Raw genomic sequence first — 18553 nt, forward strand, 5'->3', positions numbered from 1 at the left:
TACTCCGGCGAGGGAATAGGCACGAGGCCCGCCTTTTTCAATTGACCTGGTTGGGCGGCACTACGGGCAGTGGCAAAGGCGCAATCGGCACGCCATCATCGACCAGCGAACGCGCTTGTTCCGCGGTCGCTTCCCCATGCACCGGCGCAATGTCGATTTCGCCCAGATGCATCGCCCGGGCCGTGTCGGCGAATTCACCACCAACCCATTTCGAATTGCGCAAGAGTTCCGCTTGCGCGGACGCGAGTTTGGCGAGCGCATCGCCAATTACCGGATCACGATCGCCTTTCCGGGGCACTCGCGGCGCCATCGGCGCTTTGGCCACCCGGCTCGATTGGCAAGTCGGACATTGCACCAAGCCCAGCGCAAGTTGCCGCTCAAATTCGGCATTGGATCGAAACCAGGCTTCGAACCGCTCGCCGCGCGCCAGGCAGTGGAGGTCAAAGACGATCATACTAATATCGCCGGGCCAATCGGTCGGCGATGATCGAGCACGGGGATCCGCTGGCGCACGTCGTCGACCTGCGCCAGCTCTAGGTCGGCAAATGCGACTCCGGTGTCTTGCCCCATGTTCAGCAACACTTCGCCCCACGGGCTCACGACCAGCGAATGGCCATAGGTATCGCGGCCATCCGCATGGTGCCCCGATTGCGCCGCCGCAATCACAAATGCTTCGGATTCAATCGCTCGCGCCCGGAGCAGAACCTCCCAATGCGCCTGGCCCGTCGGCACCGTGAACGCCGCGGGTACCGCAACCACCTCTGCCCCCGCCTCGGCTAGCTTCGCAAACAATTCCGGAAATCGAAGGTCGTAGCAAATCGACAGGCCAAGCCTGCCCAACGGCGTGCCCTCGACCACCACGGCGCTTTCGCCGGCACGATAGACCGCCGATTCCCGCCAACTTTCGCCGGTCGGCAAGTCTACGTCGAACAAATGGATCTTGTCGTATCGTGCGCGCACTTCCCCCGCCGGATCAATTACGAATCCGCGATTGGCGAGCTTGCCGTCGTCGGTTCGCACCGCCAGCGATCCCAGATGCACCCAGAGGCCCCGGCGGCTCGCCGCTTCGCGGCAGGCGGCGAGCACTCGGTCATTCTCTTCCGTACTTAAATTGGCAGCGGCACGCTTGGCGTCGCGGTCCACCAGTCCCGACATCTCGGGCGTGAACAGCATCTCCGCCTTACCCGCGAACGCTTGTTCAATCGCATCGGTCAAAGTTTGCGCGCTGGCGGCAGGATCAATCCCGGTGCGCGATTGGAAGAGGGCAATCCGGATCATCGTTAGGCAGCCAACAGGCCGTCGAGTTTGCCTCGGCTTTCTAGATCCAACAGCTCGCTGCAGTCACCGATATGGCGCCCATCGATAAAGATTTGCGGGACCGTGGTCCGGCCACCCGACCGCTCGATCATCTCCTGCCTTTCTGGTCCGCCGTAGAATACGAGATGCTCCTTATACTCGATCTCCTTGGAATCGAGCAGGTGCTTGGCTTGAACGCAGTAGCCGCAGAAGGTCTTGGTGTAGATTTCTACCCTTGGCACGAGCCCATCCTTCTCAAGCATCGGCGTATTTTCAAGGCACAAATTGCGCGGGACGCACCACCCGTGCCCAGCTGATAAGTTCGACTCTCGCAGCGCCCGCCCGCCGCAATTCGCGTGCGCAGGCATTGGCGGTACTTCCCGTGGTCAGCACGTCATCGACCAGGACCACGGTGCGTCCGGCTAAGGTCGAGCGATCTTCAACTTTGAACGCACCCACAACCAGGCGACGGCGCTGCTGCAAGCTCATTCCTTTCAAAGGCGGGGTGCGTTTGACGCGTTTCAGGAGGCTGGTGTTGGTCTCAATCCCAGTGTGGCGTGACAGTTCGCGAGCAACAATTGCGGATTGGTTGAATCCCCGCTGCCACAACCGGCTTCGATGCAGTGGAACCGGCACCAGCAAATTACCTTCACCGCGCGCTTCGATCAGCGGCGCCATGAATCGCGCCATGGTCTTCGCAATGGCAATCTTGCGCCCATATTTCAGCCGCAAGGCGAGGCCGCGCGAGACATCGCCATACGCCACGGCGGCCCGCGTCCGCGCTATTCGCGGCGGCCTGGCCAGGCAGATCGCGCAACTTTCCGCATCCGTCGCCTGCAACGGCATGCCGCACGTTACGCATCCCGCGGATCCCAAAAACTCGATTTGCGTCCAGCAATCGGGGCAGAAACTGTGGACGTCGGTAACAATAGTGCCGCAACCGGCGCAGCGGGGCGGCAGTGCGAAATCCAGGATCCAAATGGCAAGCCTGCCGATCTCGTGTCTCGCCGCGCCAATCATATTGCCGCTTGTCGGCTCGCAGCGTGCGCCGCACAAGCTTTCGCGTGCCAAACAATATTTTCGACATGGAATTGCGGGCGCTTCGCCGCGACCGCGCGTTCCGCAGTGGCCCCGAACTATTCCTGCACGAACGAGCCTTCGAAGATTGCCTTGAGCGGCTCACGCTCTTCCGTCGTCGATTCCAATCGGCGCTGCTGATCGGCTGCCCGGATGCCGGCTGGCGCAGCCGGCTGGAGACTTTCGTCCAGTCGGTCGAAGTCTGCGATCCAGGACCGCTGTTCGCCAAGGCGGTAGACGGAGCGGTCATTATCGAAGACCAATGGGATGCGCAGCCGCAAGCCTTTGATCTCTGCCTTTCGATTGGGACCATCGACACGGTAAACGACCTGCCCCGCGCGCTGCAATTGATCCGCGGCTCACTAACCGAGGATTCGCTCCTGATTGGGGCGATGGCGGGCGGCGATTGCCTGCCGCAACTGCGCCGCGCCATGCACTATGCCGACCAGGGAGGGGGAGCTGCCTCGCCACATGTGCATCCGCGCATCGAGGCCGGTTCGTTGGCAGCATTGCTGACAGGTTGTGGCTTCGTCAGGCCGGTGGTCGACGTCGACCGCGTGCAGGTTGCCTACGAAACTCTGGACGGCCTGGTGAACGACTTGCGCCGGATGGGCGCGACCAGCATTCTCAATGCGCGCGCTCGCACTCCTCTGATGCGCGCGGCCAGTGCGGCCGCAAAGGCCGCGTTCCGCTTGGCTGGCGACGGATTGCGCACGGTCGAAAGTTTCGAAATCCTTCACTTTGCCGCCTGGACACCGGCCCGCTGAGCTATTTCGTAAGACAGGGCTGAGATGCCGTTAACGATGTGCCGCACATGAGTTGTTAACTCCGTAAAGGTTAGCTTGGCTTCGTGGACGTGGACCAGAGGAGGGTGGCTTGGACGCTATCCGGAAGAATTTTCGCAAGCTGCTCGCCGAACAGGGGGGCGCAACTGCAATCGAATATGGGCTTATCGTGGCTTTGATTGCTGTAGCGGCAATCGGCGGCTTCTCTGCATTGGGCGGCGGATCCGGCGGCATGTGGACCAACCTCAGCGGCACCGTTCAGGCTTCGATGTAGCCACGACGGCGAGCTAAGTTCGCCGCGCTCCATAAACAACTAACTTGACCTTCTGGCTAGGTGCCAGGCGGCCGCCAGCGGCTAGGCTGTTGATGGTCAGGAATCGATCGACCTGGAAATCCCGATACGCCATCCGATTGGAAAGTGACTGGACGGTATCGCCCGGACGAACCGTCACGACGTCAATCACCCGTGGCCGAATCGCCCCCGCCTCCGCCGGCGAAACCCGCCGCAAAGAATTGACCATCGACGTGAACGGGTTGATCCCCGATCCGCCATTCGTCAGCATGACGAAGTGATAGATCGTGTTTGGACTCCACTGAAATGCAACGACACTGGCGTCGACCACGCCTGATGACGTATTTGCCCGGGCGGTGGTGAACGCCGCCGGGAGACCATTGATCGTTGTCCGCTGCGGGGGCGGAATATTCAGCTGCTGGCGCCCGCCGGTTAGCTGCTGAAACACCTGATAGATGTAATTCTCGATGGAGCCGTTGTAACGGCCACCACTGAACTGCGCCTGCCCCGCCGACCCCTGGATGGTGACCGCTTGCGCGCTGTTCTGCATCAGATAGCCCGGTGGTACCGAAAATTGAATCCGCAAGTCGGGATGGGTGAACGATCGCCCTTCGATAATGCCCTGCGCCGGGTCGTCATCGACGGTGATGCCTTGAAGCTGGCCAAGGAATGTATCGCGGTTGCGGATGCCTTGACCAAGCCGCCCGGTTCGCTGCGCCTCGCCCAGGGCGCGTTGCATCCGGTTTTCGCTGAGCGGATGCGTACTGGCCCATTCGGGAGTCTGCCGGTTGGTGCGCCCCTGCACCCTCGCCTGGAGTGCGCTCGCCCGCGTTATCGCAGCGAGGATTCCGGGCCCGCCGACCGGGTCATAGCCGGCGGCGACAATGTAACGCGTACCCAGAGTGTCCGCCTGATATTCCTGGTCGCGCGAGAAGCTTAGCGTCGCCAATTGCGCCCGCTGGGCGCTCAATTGCGAAATGGCATTACCGATCCCACCGCCAAGAATGCTGCCCAGCAAGACCCCGAAAATTCCACCGATCGAATTGCGGCGGGCCGCCGACTGTCGCGCCTGGGCGTGGTTGGCGGCTATATGGCCGGTTTCATGGCCGAGCGCGAACGCAAGCTGGGATTCGTCATCCATCAGCGTCATCAACTGGCGGGTGATGTAAACATAGCCTCCCGGGACCGCGAAGGCGTTCTCAACCGCGGAATTCAGCGTCGTGAAGTGGAAAGCAGCACCGGCATTGGCGATGCTGGAATAGGCCGCGACGCGGCGCCCGACCGATTCGACATAAGCACCCCGCGGGCCGGTTTCGGCGCCGCCGAACTCGGCAATCAGTTCGGCGTGTTGGCGCTGGGCCTCGGCAACTTCGCGTTGATCGAGGAATCGCGCGGACGATTGCGCCGGCAAGGCGGCCGGCGATAGCGCGACCGCGGTTGCGGTGAGCAGCAGGACGGAGTTACGCATTTCAGTCTCCGGTTTTGGCAGCTTCGTAGGAATCGCCGTTTGAACGGAAGATGAAAGCGGTTGTTCCGAAAACGCGTCGGTTAGCCGATCGCCAGGAACTTCGCCCGGCGCTGGGCGAGAAGCTCGTCGCCGCCGATTACCGAGAAACCGTCGAGCTCTTCCATGATGGCGCCTTTGATGGCCCCGATCGCTGCTTCGGGATCGCGATGGGCGCCGCCCAATGGCTCGGCGACGATGCGATCGACTACGCCCAACGCCTGGAGGTCGGACGCGGTGATCTTCATGGCTTCAGCAGCTTCCGGCGCCTTGTCCGCGGTTCGCCAGAGGATCGAAGCGCAACCTTCCGGCGAGATTACTGAATAGACCGCGTGCTCGAACATCAGCACCCGGTTCGCCGCCGCAATCGCCACGGCGCCGCCCGACCCACCTTCACCAACGATCGCGGCAATGATCGGCACTTTGACTTCGAGGCATTGTTCGATCGACCGCGCGATTGCTTCCGCTTGCCCGCGTTCTTCCGCCTCAACGCCCGGAAATGCGCCAGGCGTGTCAACCAAGGTGACGATCGGAATTCCGAAGTGGTCGGCAAGCTTCATCAACCGGATCGCCTTGCGGTAGCCTTCGGGCTTTGCCATTCCGAAATTATGCTTGAGCCGCGAGGCGGTATCATCGCCCTTTTCGTGGCCGATGATCATCACCCGCCGGCCTTCGATGCGGCCAAGTCCGCCAATGATCGCAGGATCGTCGCCGAATGCCCGGTCGCCGGCCAGCGGCAGGAAATCATCGGTGAGCCCCGCCACATAATCGTTAAAATGCGGACGTTCGGGGTGCCGGGCGACCTGCGACTTCTGCCACGGCGTCAGCTTCGCATAGGTATCTTTCAAGAGCTTGGCCGACTTGACCTCGAGCCGCCCTATCTCGGCTTCGATATCGATCGAACCCACGCTCGCGGTCTCGCGCAGCTCGGCGACACGAGTTTCGAGTTCGGCGATCGGTTTCTCAAAGTCGAGGAAGGTCAGCATTCGGGGCGGCGGGTAGGACGCGCCTCCTTCCGCGTCAACGATTGCGGTCGCCAAGTGGGTGGCGCGCATTGACCAACTCTACCAGTCGCGCGCTGTCAACATGGGTGTAGATTTGGGTGGTGGCGATGTCAGCATGGCCGAGCAAGGATTGCAGCACCCGCAAGTCCGCGCCCCCCGCCAGCAGATGCGTGGCAAAGGCGTGGCGCAGCACATGCGGGCTGATGCGCTCGGGGGAAATCCCGGCAAGCGCCGCAATTTCACGCACGATTTGGAACAGCCTGACTCGGCTCAAATGACGCTTGCCGCTGGGAAACAGCCACAGGCTGTCGCGCGACACATTCTCCAGCCAGCTTTCGACCGCCGCCTCGGCGCGGGTGGAAATCGGCACCAGCCGTTCCTTGTTGCCCTTGCCGCTCAAGATCACGAACGGCTGCCCTTTGCGCAAAGCGCCGCGCCCGAGCGTGACCAGCTCGCTGGCCCGCATGCCGGACCCGTAGAGCAGCTCGAGGATGGCCAGATTGCGGACTGCATTCGGCTCCCCGCTCGACGCGCGCGCTTCAGCGGCCTCGAAAATCCGGCCGATTTCGCGTTCATCGAGTATGCGTGGCAAGGGCCGCTCGAGCCGGGGCCGGGGGAGCGCCGCCGACGGATCGTCAGTGCGAAACCCCTCATCCATGAGAAATCCGAAAAACCGCCGCAGCGCCGCCGATCGGCGGGCCACCGTCGCCGGTGAGAGTTCAGCCCATTGCTCCCCAAGCCGCGAAAGGGTTTCTGCATTCGCCGTCCCCAGCGATCCGCCGACATCCGCCGCCGCGTGGCTTATGTCATTGCGGTAGGCGGACAGGGTGTGGGGGGAAGCGCCGGCCTCGGCCGCCATCATGTCGAGGAATCGATCGACCAGCGCCCGATCGTCGTCGGTCACGTGCGGGCGAGCGCCTCGGCGGCGATCATCCTCGCGGTGTAACCTTGCCCGGTCCGGCTGAGTGCCGCGACCGCATGGTAGAGGTGGGACGACGGAAGTCTCTCAAAGCCTGTGGACTGGAAACCGGTTGCGGTCAGCACCAGAACGCTTCCGGCTTGCCCGAGCGCGGCGGACCCGTCGATCAGCCGGGTCCAGCGATTGAGATGCCCGATGGCCAGGCCATGGCGGCGGTTGAGCCGGTCGGCGCTGCGCGCGTCGATCCGGCCGAGCCCGGCCAGGCCCGCGACCAGCAACGCGCTCCGCTTTTTGCCTTCGCTCTGGTCGCGGCTGATGAAAGCGTTGATCCGACCGAAGCTCAGATCCAGGCCAGCGGTCTCGGGTGCGGACAGCACCAGCATTGCCCAGCTAGGATCGGCGAAGCGCTCGTCCATCCGCCGAACCGCATTGGTCCAGCGGGCGGCTTCGCGGTCGTAGCCGGCGGCCAGCATCGACGCGATCAGCGCCGGCGCATCCTCTTGTACGCTAGCGTCTGGCGCGATGAGCGTCGCGGCACGCCCAGATAGGGCTCGGGATGCCTCGACTTGCAGCGGGTCTTTGGAAATCGACCATAAGCGCCGAATCGCCTTGATACGAGCATCGCGATCCTTGCCCGCGAATGCCAAACGCACTTGCCAGGCTTCGGTCTCCGACAGCTGGTCGGGGTCGGTCGCATCGTAGATCATCGAATACAGGTCAATTAGCGACTGCGACGACAGGACCCCAAGGCCGGTCGCGATGCGGGCCGAATCAAGCCGCTGTTGCGGGGACAGCAAGGGTGCGCGAGCCTGCCAGGCCCTAACTTGCGGCGTCGCCGACTTGAGCAGGCGATCGGGTACCGCCATGCCGGTGGCAGTGGCCAATCCGAACCGCCAGCTGGTCAGTTGCTGGACCGGCTCCCATTCGACGGTCACCGCCCGGCCGGTGTCCGCACCCGCGCCGACGACCTTCTGGGCAAGGACCAGGTCAATGCCCCCGATCCGCCCCCGGCGGCGCGCGGCATCGATCTGCGCCGCCGCGCTTTCGGGTTCGCCCGACAGCGACGCGCACATTGCGTCGACCAGTGGAAACACTCGCGGCTCGACCTTGCGGACGCCGTCCAACAGCGGACACAGCCCGGCCGGATCGGCGTTCGCCAGCGCACTTTGCACCGCGACCTGGAACATCTTCGGAGTGAATTTGTCGACATCGACGCCGGACACCAGCATGCGGGCCGCGTCGGCCTCGCCCATCCTGAGCAACAACCAGCCGCGTTCGGCTGTCCAATCCACCGGATTGACGTTGCGTGGCGCCTTAACCTTGGCGAGTAATGCGTTGCGTAGCGCGATGTGCGCCCATCGCGAGGCGATTGGCGTATCGGTTCGCCGCATCAGGCTCGACAGGAACGCTCCGCTGGCCATGCCCCAAGGATTGGCGCCAAGACCGAGCTTGACCGAATCGAGGCGGCCAACGACCCAAGGATCGCGCCGCGCATGATCGGGCAGTTCCACCGGCCGCGTCACAGACTGCACCTCGGGTGCGCTGACTGCGGTAATCCCGGTTTCGCTCTCGCCGAACCCAGGCGAGGCTTCCGAGGCACTTGTACTGGACACCGGTGAAGCGCCGACTGGAGTTGTGGCCAGCGGCGTCGCGGTAGCGGCAGGCGGCGCGCGATCCTGCGCCAGCGCCGGCAGCGCCAGCACCACGGCCGCGGAGATAATCAATAATCGTTTAGTGCGCACCCTGGCTCACATCCGATTCGATCGTGCGCGTCGGCACTTCCTTGGCCCGCGTCGAGAGAAAAATCAGACCGCCGATGACGAGCACCAGGGCAAAGATGAGAACAATCAGTCGCGACATCGACGATCCGCTTCAATGGCTGAGCAATCGGGGGCTTTTGCCGTCCTTGCCCACCGCTGTATAGCCCTAGCCGTGCAAGACTTAGTCCAGCGTCTCGACCGGCCGATCGTCCTCGTGGGATTAATGGGCGTCGGCAAATCGACCGTCGGCCGTCGTCTTGCACGAAGGCTCGGTCTGCCCTTTGTCGACAGCGATTCGGCGATCGAAGATGCCTCTGGCCTGTCCGCCGCCGAGGTGTTCGAACGCTTTGGCGAAGAGGATTATCGCGACGGCGAGCGGCGGCTGGTCGCGCGCCTGATTGACGGGGAGGTCCGGGTGATTGCCACCGGCGGCGGAGTATTCGTCGATCCCCGGACACGCGACATGCTGAACACGCGTGCAATCACCGTCTGGCTCGACGCGCCCATCGATATTCTTGCCGTTCGCACCTCCCGGCGCAACACTCGGCCACTGCTCCGCAATGGCGACCCCAAAGGAACGCTTGAGCGCCTTGCTGAGGTCGAGAGGCCGTCTTATTCGGCCGCTCACATCCATGTGAAAAGCGGCGATGGCGCCCACCGCGACGTGGTCGACTCCATTATCAAAGCGCTCGAGGAGCATCTCTCGGCCCCCAAATCCTAAGCCGGATCGCGAACCTGTTCGTCGGGCAGTGAAGAATCGGCGCCGAACATCCGGTCTTGGGCGGCGCGCAAGTCACCGGTCTTGCTCTGGACCTGAAGGCGTTCGGTATCTCTTTGACGGTACGCGGCCTCGACCCGATCCGCTTCGCGTTGGGCAATCCCCAGTTTCAGCAGCGCCTCCCGGCCCATCATGACTGCGCCTTCGAATAGCTCGCGCTGAATGAAAGCGACTTTGAGACCATCGAATTCGATGACCTGCCGTCGGTCATAGACCCGGACCATGACCATCGCGCGCGGAAACGCCTCGAGGATGGTTTCCAGGCCGGCGCGATTCAAATCCTGCCCGTCCTGGCAGAACAGGATCGCCTCTGCGGTCTCGGCGCCAGCGGTACGAAGCAGGTCGATGCGGGTGCCGTCGCCGTAATAGACTTTGGTGCCGAACTCCTGGCTCAATTCAATTTGCGAGGGCTTGCTGTCGATCAACGTCACCGGGACTCGCTTGGCTTGCAGCATCTGGGCGACGGTCTGCCCAAATCGCCCATAGCCGACGACGATAGCGTTGGTTTCGGGCGAGAATTCCGGTCCTTCAAGATCGACATCGGGATCGGGAATGCGTTTCTGGACCCATTCCGTGAACCGCATCAGAAACGGCGTCGAGATCATCGACACGGTGACGATGGCGCTGAACAGCGACGCCGCCTCCGGCAAGATCAGCTTGGCCATGGCCGCCTGGCCGAACAGGACGAAGCTGAACTCGCCCGCCTGGCTGAGCAGCAGGCCGAGCCAGATCGCCCGGCCCCATTTCATGCCGAACCACCGCGCCAGCCCCGCGATCAGTACGGCCTTGACGATCACGATCGCAATCGCGGCCCCGGCTACCAGCAGGGGTTGGGCGGCGATGGCGTTGAAATCGATCAGCATCCCAACCGACAGGAAGAACATGCCGAGCAGGATTGAGCGGAACGGCTCGACGTCGCTCTCCAGCTCGTGCCGGTACGGCGATTCGGCGAGAACGACGCCAGCGATAAACGCGCCCAAGGCGACCGACAGGTGGAGCCACTGCATCAAGGCCGCACTGGCAATGATTGCAAACAGCCCGGCGACGACGAACAACTCGCGCTCGCCCAACCGGCCGACCAGTCGGAATAAGGGGTTCAAGATATAACGCCCAGCCAGCACCAAACCGACAATCGCACCGACCGTATAGAGAGCGAGCAGCCCCCCGGGCGGCGCATTCGGATCGAGCGGCGATCGCGACAGCGCGGCGATGATCGTGATCATCGGCACGATCGACAGGTCCTGGAACAACAACACCGAGAACGCCCGCTCACCGCGACTGGTGTTGAGCTGCCCCGATGACCGCAACATCGGCAGCACCTGAGCCGTCGACGACAAGGCCAGTGGCAGGCCGAGCGCGAGGCTGGCCTCGATGCTAAACCCGAGTACGACATAAATCAGCCCGCTCAACGCCAGTCCGCACAGCACGACCTGGATCAGGCCGAGCCCGAAGATATCCTTGCGCAGCCGCCACAGACGACCGGGATTGAGCTCCAGGCCAACCAAGAACAGCAGGAAAGCAATACCGATTTCGGACACCCGCATCACCGCGTCGGGATCGCCGATCAAATTCAGCGCAAAGGGGCCAATCGCCGCTCCGCCGACGATGTACCCCAGCGTCGCGCCAAGCCCGAGCTTGCGAAATAGCGTCACGAAGATGAGCGCCGCTCCCAGCATGACGGCGATGCTGAGCAAGGTCGCGCCGGCCACGGCGGTTTGGGCGGTGTCGTTCACCCTCCCGCTTCCTCGATCGCCGCCAGCAGCGCCCGCAGCGGCAGGAGAATCGCGCCGTGCCGCGAGGTCCGCGACCGCGCCGGCGCCAGCGCCTCAAACCCCCATCCGCCGGGATCGTCGCCGCGGCTGTCGAGCCAGGCGGACAAACTGGCGAGCACCTCGGCAATCTCTTCCTTGGTCCGGCCCGCCGCGTGCTTCGCGACCAAAGCCGCCGATGACTGGCCGAACGCACAGGCACGAACTTGCTGAGAAATCGCGGTTACGACCCAACCCTCAAGCTGCACTTCTGTCCGCACCGTGCTGCCGCAGGTCGGCGCGCGCAGCTCAGCCATCCCGTCGACCCGCTCGAGGTGCGTCGGATCGGGCAGCGATCCCGCCAGCCGCAGGATCCCGATGGTGTACAGCGGCGCATTCATGACCGGCGCCATGTCGTCCCCCCCGGTCCATCTTCAAGGACGATGCCCTCGGCGGCAAGCTCGTCGCGGATGCGGTCGGCGGTGGCAAAGTCACGGTTCTTCTTAGCCTCGGCCCGCTCGGCGATCTTTTGCTCGATGTCATTCTCCGCACGAATGACACCTGCGTGCGCTGTCATCGAAAGGCCAACTAGCGCGACAGTGACATGAGGATTGCGGCCTTTGAGCCAATCCTCTCCTGTCTGGCTGAGCAGTCCCAATAGAACGCCACTCGACTTGATCGTCGCCGGATCATCGAGCGCCATCAGCCGCGTCAGTGCCAGCGGCGTGTTCAGATCGTCGCGCAGCGCGTCCATAACTCCGCTATCGACGTCACTCGGTTCGACATCGCCAACCTTGCGGTATAGTCCGTCGAGCGTCGTCTTGGCCTGCGCGATCAGCGTCTCCGTCCACGGCAAAGGTTGGCGATAGTGCGCTGACAGCAACGCCAGTCGCAGGGCCTCCTCGCGATGTACCTTTCGCAGTTCACCCACCGTCACGACATTGCCCAACGACTTCGACATCTTCTCCGCGCCCATATCGACGAAACCGTTGTGCACCCAATATCGCGCGAGCGGAGCGCCGCCATGCGCGCAGCGGCTCTGGGCGATCTCATTTTCGTGGTGCGGGAAAATGAGATCGAGACCGCCGCCGTGGATGTCGATCGTCTCGCCCAAATGCGCGGCGATCATCGCCGAGCATTCGATGTGCCAGCCGGGCCGCCCGCGACCCCACGGCGAATCCCAGCCGATCACCCCATCGGCACTCGGCTTCCACAGCACAAAATCCGCCGGGTCGCGCTTGTACGGCGCCACCTCGACCCGCGCCCCGGCCAGCAGCGCATCGCGGTCGCGGCGGCTGAGCGCGCCATAATCCGGGTCGGACGGCACATGGAACAGGACATGGCCTTCCGCTTCGTACGCGTTGCCCAACCCAATCAACCGCTCGATCATCGCGATCATTGGCGCGATCTCTTGCGTCGCATGCGGCGCGATGGTCGGCGGCGCCACGCCCAGCGCGCCCATGTCCTCGATATAGTGCCGCTCATACCGCTCGGTGATCACCGTCGGCGCGACCCCTTCCGCTTCCGCCGCCGCGATGATCTTGTCGTCAACGTCAGTGACGTTGCGGGCATAGACTAGGCTGTCCGCGCCATATTGGTGCCGGATAAGCCGGGCGAGCGTGTCGAACACCACCGCCGGCCGGGCATTGCCGATGTGCGCGCGCCCGTAAACCGTTGGCCCGCACACATACATCGTGATGCGCTTCGGATCGGCCGGCTCGAACGCCCGCTTCTCGCGCGCCATGGTGTCGTAAAGCCGGATCATGCCGGGTTGACCTTCAACCGGCGCTTCTCGACCCAGTCGACGATCGCCAGGCCGCTGGCGTTGAGCAGAGGATAAGTCCGCGACGTCGTCATCCACTCCGGTCGGTCGGCTTCGGGTCCATAGACCATGTCGGTGGCGAGATTGGCGAGGAGGAAGAACAGCGTTGCGCCGAGCAGCCCTTTGATCAAACCGAATCCGCCGCCGAGCAACCGATCGACCGCGCCCAGCACCGACTTGCGCGCCTTGCCGCCGATCGAGCGGGCGAGCAATTTCACCAACAGGAAACTCGGGATGAATAGAAGCGCGAACGCGACCACCGCCGCGCCTGCTGGCGTTCCGACGGTCTCGGTCAGCCCCGTCGACAGCTGGGTGTGAAACAATTTGAGCATGGCGATGGCCACCACCCAGGCGAACAGCCCCAGCACTTCGTGAACGAACCCGCGGATAAAGCCGATGATCGCCCCGCCGCCCAGGAGAAGGATGACGAAGATGTCGAGCGCGCTCATCGACCTTCGGCTAGCGGAGGCCAACATCCGATGCCAGCCCTTGCGACATGCGCGGCGGTTCTCCGCCTTGCCCGTGACGGGCTAATCGGCCATTGATTCGCTGATCCGGCAAGAGGTGGGCGCAGATGTCTGGGACGGCGAGCGCGGCTGATGCCTCGCTACTCTTCATAATCGGCGGCGGCGACCAAGGCGACCAGATCATGCAGGCCGGCTCCAAGATCATGGTTGCCGGCACCACCGACCTCACTAAGCTACTTCTCGACCGCGAGCCGCACCATCGCCTTCATGTTACCCGCAACTATTTTCGCCAATCCCGCCAGGCAGACCTTTCGGGCTACAGGGTTCTCGTTAACCTGATCACCGAACCCGAGCAGAACGCGAAGGTGCTGGAGAATTTGAGGAAGGTTCTGCGTGGCGTTCCAGGGCGCGTAGTCAACCCACCAGAAGCTGTGTTGCGATCGACCCGCGACCAGGTGGCGCGCCTGCTCGCCGGCATCCCCGACCTGATTGTGCCGAAGGCTGTGCGGTTGCACGGCGGCAAGACATCGATCGCGGCGCGGACGCTCGAAAACGCCGGTCTTGGGCCGCCGATCATCCTGCGCCAGGCCGGCACCCACACCGGCAAGATCGTCGGGCTCTTCACCACCGTCGACGAGACCGTCGCCGCGCTCGGACCCGGCGAGCACGTCGCCACGCAGTTCGTCGACTTTGCCGGCGTCAACGGGCTTTATCGGAAATTCCGCGTCTATTTCATCGGGCGACGCATCGTCCTCAGGCACATGATCATCTCGGATCAGTGGAACGTCCACGTCAAGGATCGGGTGCGCTTCATGGCTGAACGGCCCGAACTGGTCGCCGAGGAACGCGTCTTGTTCGAAAGCGATGAGCCTTTTGCCCCCGATGTCCGGGCTGTCTTTCAAGCCGTGCGTGACCGCATGCCGCTCGACTTCTTCGGCATGGATTTCGGGATCACCACAAACGGCAAAGTGGTGTTGTTCGAAGCGAACGCCACGATGAGCTTCTTTCCGCTAACGCCCAACCACGATCCGCAATTCGAATATCTTAAGAGGTGCTTGGCGCCGGCCCACAACGCCTTGCGTGAATTGCTCGGGCTTTCGCCGCAGGTCACACGCTTCACCCAAGTCCACCTCCAATCCGCTTAAGGCCCATGTTCGACAGCTACGCCGAGATTTTTGCCGAGCGCGGCGCCGCTTACCACCATGCGATGGCGCAATCGCCGCGCACTCGCGATGCCGAGTTCCTCGTGGTGCTCGAACCGCTCGCCGCAATGCCAGACGGCCTCATATGCGACATGCCGTCGGGCGGCGGCTATTTGGCTGCCCGCCTACCGCCCGGTATGCGATATCTCGGGGTTGATCCCGCGAGTGATTTTGTAAGCGCCTTTCCAGATGGTCTCGACCGACTCCAGGCTGACATCACCAACGTTCCGCTCAACGACCATGCGGTCGACTACGTCGTCAGCCTCGCCGCACTCCATCATGAGCCGGACCTGCCAGCGGTGTTCCGCGAAATGCGGCGGCTGGTTCGGCCCGGCGGTCGAATCGTCATTGCTGACGCCGCCGTCGACACGCCGCCGGTCGCCTTCCTCAACGGCTTCGTCGACCAGAACAACCCGATGGGTCACCACGGCCGCTTTCTCGACGATCGCACAACCGGATTGCTTGAGGCCGAGGGCCTGGCGGTCGTGGACGACCGGCTAGTCGAGGTGCCATGGGCATTCGACAGCCTGGCCGAAGCCGGCGAATTTTGCCGTCATTTGTTCTGGATGCCGGCGCTCGATGCCGCCGCGGTCGCAGACGCGATGCAGCGTGAAATCGGCTTCGATGTAGTGGACGGGCGACCGAGACTTCGCTGGGTGCTGCGCCGGATCGTCTGCAATATCACGTAACGCCCAGACTTTGCTCAACGGCCCACTTTGTTCAACGGCCCACTTTGTTCAACGGCCCAAAATCTGATCGACCAACTCGCGCAGGTTGCCGAACTCGGCAAGCGCGATCCCGTCGCCGCCTTTAACGCCTCTTGGCACCCACGCCGTCTCGAAACCGAGCTTGGCCGATTCCTTGAGCCGCAGCGGCGCATGGGCGACGGCCCGTACTTCGCCAGATAGCGCGATTTCGCCCAGCACCACGCACTCGCTCGGCACCGGCCGCTCAGCCAGCGATGAGATCAACGCCGCCGCCACCGCCAGGTCCGCCGCGGGGTCCGACAGCTTGTACCCGCCGGCGACGTTCAAATAGACCTCGGCGGTCGCGAAGCTGAGCCCGCAGCGCGCCTCAAGCACCGCCAGGATCATCGCCAGCCGCCCCGAATCCCAGCCGACCGCCGCCCGCCGTGGCGTCGCGCCGCTGGCTAGCCGCACCGTCAACGCTTGAATCTCAACCAATACCGGGCGCGTGCCCTCCAAGGCCGGAAACACGCTGGTGCCGCTAACAGGCTCCGTCCGCTGGGTGAGGAACAGAGCCGACGGGTCGGGTACCTGGCTCAGCCCGGCTTCTTCCATCGCGAAGACGCCGATTTCGTCGGTCCCGCCAAAGCGGTTCTTCATCGCCCGCAGGATCCGGTACTGGTGGCTGCGTTCTCCTTCGAAGCTCAGCACCGTATCGACCATATGTTCGAGCACGCGCGGGCCGGCGATGCTGCCGTCCTTGGTAACATGGCCCACAAGGACCACCGCGGTCCCTTGTTCCTTGGCAAACCGCACCAGCTCCTGCGCCGATGCCCTCACCTGGCTGACGGTTCCGGGGGCACCCTCGATCAAGTCGGAATGCATGGTCTGGATCGAATCGATCACTAGCAAGGCCGGCGGGTCGGCCTCGACGGTTGTCAGAATATCTCGGACCGAAGTCGCGGCGGCCAACTGCACCGGCGCCTTGCCGAGCCCAAGCCGCACCGCACGCAGGCGGATCTGCTCGGCCGACTCCTCGCCCGAGACATAGACCACGCCTTGTCCCCGCTCGGCCAACCTCGCCCCGACCTGGAGCAACAAGGTCGACTTGCCGATCCCCGGGTCGCCGCCGACCAGCATCGCCGATCCGGGCACGATCCCGCCGCCGATCGCCCGGTCGAATTCGGCGATACCGGTCGCGAACCGCTTGGGCAGCGCGATTTCGCAGTCGAGCCCGACCAGTGCGATCGTCCGACCGCCACCGCGCAGATGATGCTTGGCGGCGAAGATGCTCGACACCTCGGCCGCTTCCTGCACCAACGTGTTCCACTCGGCGCAGTCGGCGCATTGCCCCTGCCAGCGACCGCTGACCGACCCGCAGGCCTGGCAAATGTATCGGACCTTCAACTTCGCCATCGCACCAGCATACCGGAACAAACAGCGAACGAGAAGTCCTAAAATACCGCCTTGGCGTCCCCGCCCATCATCTGCTGGCGGACCAACGGAATAGGTGGGCCGCCGTAGCTCAGGAACTGGTCGTGGAAGGCTTTCCACGCGGTGCGGCCGCCGCGGCTGGCGATCCAGTCATCGCGCAGCTTGCGGATCATCAATTTGCCCATCGTGTAATTGAGATAGGCCGGGTCATAGGTTCCGCGCGCTGCCTGCTGCTTGGCATTACCCTCATCTTGGAAGCATTGGTTGCGAAACATCTGATAGCTTTGTTCTTGAGTCATGCTGCCGGTGTGCATGCCGATGGCTGACAAAAAGCGGCAATCGCGCAGCAACGCGTTGGACAATTGCCCGATCATCGTTTCGTCAGTGCCGCCGCCGACGCCAGCAACGCGCATCATCTCTTCGCTGTAGTGCGCCCAGCCCTCGGCGAATGCGTAGCCGACAAACACCTTGCCGAAAATGAAGGGCGAGCGGTTCGAATGGAGGAAGTTGAGGAAGTGGCCGGGCCACACTTCATGCACCGAGGTGAACAGCAGGTCCGCCTTGCCGGGGACAAAGCCATCCTGAACCGCCTTGGGCCAAGTCGGGTCGGCCGGGGCGATATAATAAACCGATGGCAGCCCTTTTTCGTACGGCCCAGGGATGTTGATGTAGGCGAAATTCTGCCGATTGTAGGCTGGCGCTTCCTCGACCTTGGCCTCTTCCGTCCCGGGGATCGTCACCAGATCCTTGTCGACAATGAACTGCTTGAGGCCCGTCAGCTGCACTCGCGCGGCCGCGACCGCGCCGCCTTCGGGCTTGTTCGCGTTCATCTTTTCCATACACTGCATGATCGTCATGCCGGCTGCCCAGCGGCCACAAGCTTCGGTGAGCAGCTTCAAATTGGAATCGAGGTCGGCACGGCCAATCCGCTCAAGCTCGGCGATCGGCGTATCGACCATTTCCGTGTCGTAGAGCATCTGCTGGAACTTCGCCGCGCCCAGCGCGAAGTCATTGTTCGCTTTGGGTCGCTGCTGCTCCAACCAGTCGGCGAGCGAGTGCATTGCCGTCGCCGCGTTGGTCGATGCGGTCTTGAGCGCTTCTTGCTCTTGTCCGTTGCCGACACCGGCGAATGCCTTGAGGCCATCACCGGGGTAATAGTCCGCATATCCGCCGAACGCGCTCTTGCCATAGTCGACAAACGACATCGGCAGCGGGGTGCGCAAATTCTCGCGGATGCGCTGGGCCGCCATCGGGATCGCTTCCAGGTAACGGGTATACGCCTTCAACCGCACTTCGGGAGCGGCGTAGGGAACGACCACGTAGGTCGAGGGATCGAGGCTGCCGTTGTAATAGGCCGGGTTCTTGTGCGCCTGGTCGGCGGCATCGATGAAAAACAGCGACCCTTTCGCCTGGGCAATCAGATAGGCGCGCTCGAAGCGCTCGTTTTCGCTGAGCTTCGCGGGGTCGAACTTCTCGGCGGCAGCCACGGCGTTCGTCAGTCTCGCTACCTCGTTCTTGATGCCCGCCTCGCTCCAGTCGGGAAGCTGTCCGTCAAATTCATGCCGGCCAGCGGTCGCCGCGAATGGCGGGTTCGCCTTGAAGGTCTGCTCGATATAATCGTTCATGAACTTTGCCCATTCGGTCGAGGCCGGGGCGGTCGACGAATCCGCTACCTGGTTCTGCGGTTGGTCGCTCATCCGGCATCCGGCGAGCGTCACAGCGGCAACGGCCGCTAGCAGCAGATATCGAGACTTCATGCCCTCTTCTCCTCCGACGCGC

20 protein-coding genes are annotated in these 18553 nt (G+C 63.3%); 5 read left to right on the forward strand and 15 right to left on the reverse strand.

Features of this window, described 5'->3' with window-relative positions; genetic code table 11:
• Nucleotides 1-37: 37 nt before the first annotated feature.
• From RMO25_RS04965 to RMO25_RS04980, 4 genes are read right to left on the reverse strand one after another with little or no spacing between them, the layout of a single operon-like run.
• Nucleotides 38-454, reverse strand: a complete 417-nt coding sequence (locus RMO25_RS04965; RefSeq protein WP_309661493.1) for a DUF1178 family protein — start codon at nucleotides 452-454, stop codon at nucleotides 38-40.
• Nucleotides 451-1275 carry a carbon-nitrogen hydrolase family protein gene (locus RMO25_RS04970; protein WP_309661536.1) on the reverse strand — a complete coding sequence of 275 codons (825 nt, stop codon included), beginning with the start codon at nucleotides 1273-1275 and terminating at the stop codon, nucleotides 451-453. The genes RMO25_RS04965 and RMO25_RS04970 overlap by 4 nt, the downstream gene beginning before the upstream one ends.
• 5 nt (nucleotides 1276-1280) lie before the next feature.
• Nucleotides 1281-1538, reverse strand: a complete 258-nt coding sequence (gene grxC, locus RMO25_RS04975) for a glutaredoxin 3 (protein WP_309661494.1) — start codon at nucleotides 1536-1538, stop codon at nucleotides 1281-1283.
• 31 nt (nucleotides 1539-1569) lie between these two features.
• Nucleotides 1570-2316, reverse strand: a complete 747-nt coding sequence (locus RMO25_RS04980) for a ComF family protein (protein WP_309661495.1) — start codon at nucleotides 2314-2316, stop codon at nucleotides 1570-1572.
• A 44-nt stretch (nucleotides 2317-2360) separates the two neighbouring features.
• Between RMO25_RS04980 and RMO25_RS04985 the strand changes: the two genes are divergently transcribed.
• Nucleotides 2361-3140, forward strand: coding sequence for a hypothetical protein (locus tag RMO25_RS04985; RefSeq protein ID WP_309661496.1), 780 nt, complete (start codon nucleotides 2361-2363; stop codon nucleotides 3138-3140).
• Between the two features lie 109 nt (nucleotides 3141-3249).
• Nucleotides 3250-3432 (forward strand): Flp family type IVb pilin, encoded by a 183-nt coding sequence (locus RMO25_RS04990; protein WP_405051842.1) that lies wholly within the window; start codon nucleotides 3250-3252, stop codon nucleotides 3430-3432.
• A 13-nt stretch (nucleotides 3433-3445) separates the two neighbouring features.
• Here the strand turns inward: RMO25_RS04990 and RMO25_RS04995 are convergent, their stop codons facing one another.
• From RMO25_RS04995 to RMO25_RS05015, 5 genes are all read right to left on the reverse strand, one after another.
• The gene (locus RMO25_RS04995; RefSeq protein ID WP_309661497.1) at nucleotides 3446-4918 is read right to left on the reverse strand and encodes a M48 family metalloprotease; all 1473 of its coding nucleotides are present in this window, start codon (nucleotides 4916-4918) and stop codon (nucleotides 3446-3448) included.
• A gap of 80 nt (nucleotides 4919-4998) precedes the next feature.
• Nucleotides 4999-5940 carry an acetyl-CoA carboxylase carboxyltransferase subunit alpha gene (locus RMO25_RS05000; protein WP_309661498.1) on the reverse strand — a complete coding sequence of 314 codons (942 nt, stop codon included), beginning with the start codon at nucleotides 5938-5940 and terminating at the stop codon, nucleotides 4999-5001.
• A 34-nt stretch (nucleotides 5941-5974) separates the two neighbouring features.
• Nucleotides 5975-6862 (reverse strand): tyrosine recombinase, encoded by an 888-nt coding sequence (locus RMO25_RS05005; RefSeq protein WP_309661499.1) that lies wholly within the window; start codon nucleotides 6860-6862, stop codon nucleotides 5975-5977.
• The gene (locus RMO25_RS05010; protein WP_309661500.1) at nucleotides 6859-8601 is read right to left on the reverse strand and encodes a hypothetical protein; all 1743 of its coding nucleotides are present in this window, start codon (nucleotides 8599-8601) and stop codon (nucleotides 6859-6861) included. Before RMO25_RS05010 ends, RMO25_RS05005 begins: the two co-directional genes overlap by 4 nt.
• A gap of 7 nt (nucleotides 8602-8608) precedes the next feature.
• Nucleotides 8609-8737, reverse strand: coding sequence for a hypothetical protein (locus RMO25_RS05015; RefSeq protein ID WP_309661501.1), 129 nt, complete (start codon nucleotides 8735-8737; stop codon nucleotides 8609-8611).
• A gap of 15 nt (nucleotides 8738-8752) precedes the next feature.
• On the opposite strand from RMO25_RS05015, the gene RMO25_RS05020 reads away from it, so the two are divergent.
• The gene (locus RMO25_RS05020; protein ID WP_309661502.1) at nucleotides 8753-9358 is read left to right on the forward strand and encodes a shikimate kinase; all 606 of its coding nucleotides are present in this window, start codon (nucleotides 8753-8755) and stop codon (nucleotides 9356-9358) included.
• On the opposite strand, the gene RMO25_RS05025 is transcribed toward RMO25_RS05020, so the two are convergent.
• The 4 genes from RMO25_RS05025 to RMO25_RS05040 are packed head-to-tail and all read right to left on the reverse strand — an operon-like array spanning nucleotide 9355 to nucleotide 13434.
• Nucleotides 9355-11091 carry a cation:proton antiporter gene (locus RMO25_RS05025; protein ID WP_309661538.1) on the reverse strand — a complete coding sequence of 579 codons (1737 nt, stop codon included), beginning with the start codon at nucleotides 11089-11091 and terminating at the stop codon, nucleotides 9355-9357. The two genes, RMO25_RS05020 and RMO25_RS05025, sit on opposite strands and share 4 nt — an antisense overlap.
• Before the next feature lie 53 nt (nucleotides 11092-11144).
• Nucleotides 11145-11564 carry an iron-sulfur cluster assembly scaffold protein gene (locus RMO25_RS05030; RefSeq protein ID WP_309661503.1) on the reverse strand — a complete coding sequence of 140 codons (420 nt, stop codon included), beginning with the start codon at nucleotides 11562-11564 and terminating at the stop codon, nucleotides 11145-11147.
• Nucleotides 11561-12928 carry a cysteine--tRNA ligase gene (gene cysS, locus RMO25_RS05035; protein ID WP_309661504.1) on the reverse strand — a complete coding sequence of 456 codons (1368 nt, stop codon included), beginning with the start codon at nucleotides 12926-12928 and terminating at the stop codon, nucleotides 11561-11563. Before cysS ends, RMO25_RS05030 begins: the two co-directional genes overlap by 4 nt.
• Nucleotides 12925-13434, reverse strand: a complete 510-nt coding sequence (locus tag RMO25_RS05040) for a CvpA family protein (protein ID WP_309661505.1) — start codon at nucleotides 13432-13434, stop codon at nucleotides 12925-12927. The genes cysS and RMO25_RS05040 overlap by 4 nt, the downstream gene beginning before the upstream one ends.
• Before the next feature lie 125 nt (nucleotides 13435-13559).
• On the opposite strand from RMO25_RS05040, the gene RMO25_RS05045 reads away from it, so the two are divergent.
• Entirely contained in the window at nucleotides 13560-14597 is a 1038-nt protein-coding gene (locus tag RMO25_RS05045; RefSeq protein WP_309661506.1) for a hypothetical protein, read from the forward strand.
• 5 nt (nucleotides 14598-14602) lie between these two features.
• Complete coding sequence (locus RMO25_RS05050; RefSeq protein ID WP_309661507.1) at nucleotides 14603-15343, forward strand: class I SAM-dependent methyltransferase; 741 nt, start codon at nucleotides 14603-14605, stop codon at nucleotides 15341-15343.
• 48 nt (nucleotides 15344-15391) lie between these two features.
• Here RMO25_RS05050 and radA read toward each other — a convergent pair whose 3' ends face one another.
• Both radA and RMO25_RS05060 read right to left on the reverse strand, forming a co-directional pair.
• Complete coding sequence (gene radA, locus RMO25_RS05055) at nucleotides 15392-16756, reverse strand: DNA repair protein RadA (RefSeq protein WP_309661508.1); 1365 nt, start codon at nucleotides 16754-16756, stop codon at nucleotides 15392-15394.
• A gap of 38 nt (nucleotides 16757-16794) precedes the next feature.
• Nucleotides 16795-18531 (reverse strand): DUF885 domain-containing protein, encoded by a 1737-nt coding sequence (locus tag RMO25_RS05060; protein WP_309661509.1) that lies wholly within the window; start codon nucleotides 18529-18531, stop codon nucleotides 16795-16797.
• Nucleotides 18532-18553: the final 22 nt, after the last annotated feature.

The organism is Sphingomonas sp. (assembly GCF_031361285.1).
Classification (GTDB): domain Bacteria; phylum Pseudomonadota; class Alphaproteobacteria; order Sphingomonadales; family Sphingomonadaceae; genus Sphingomicrobium.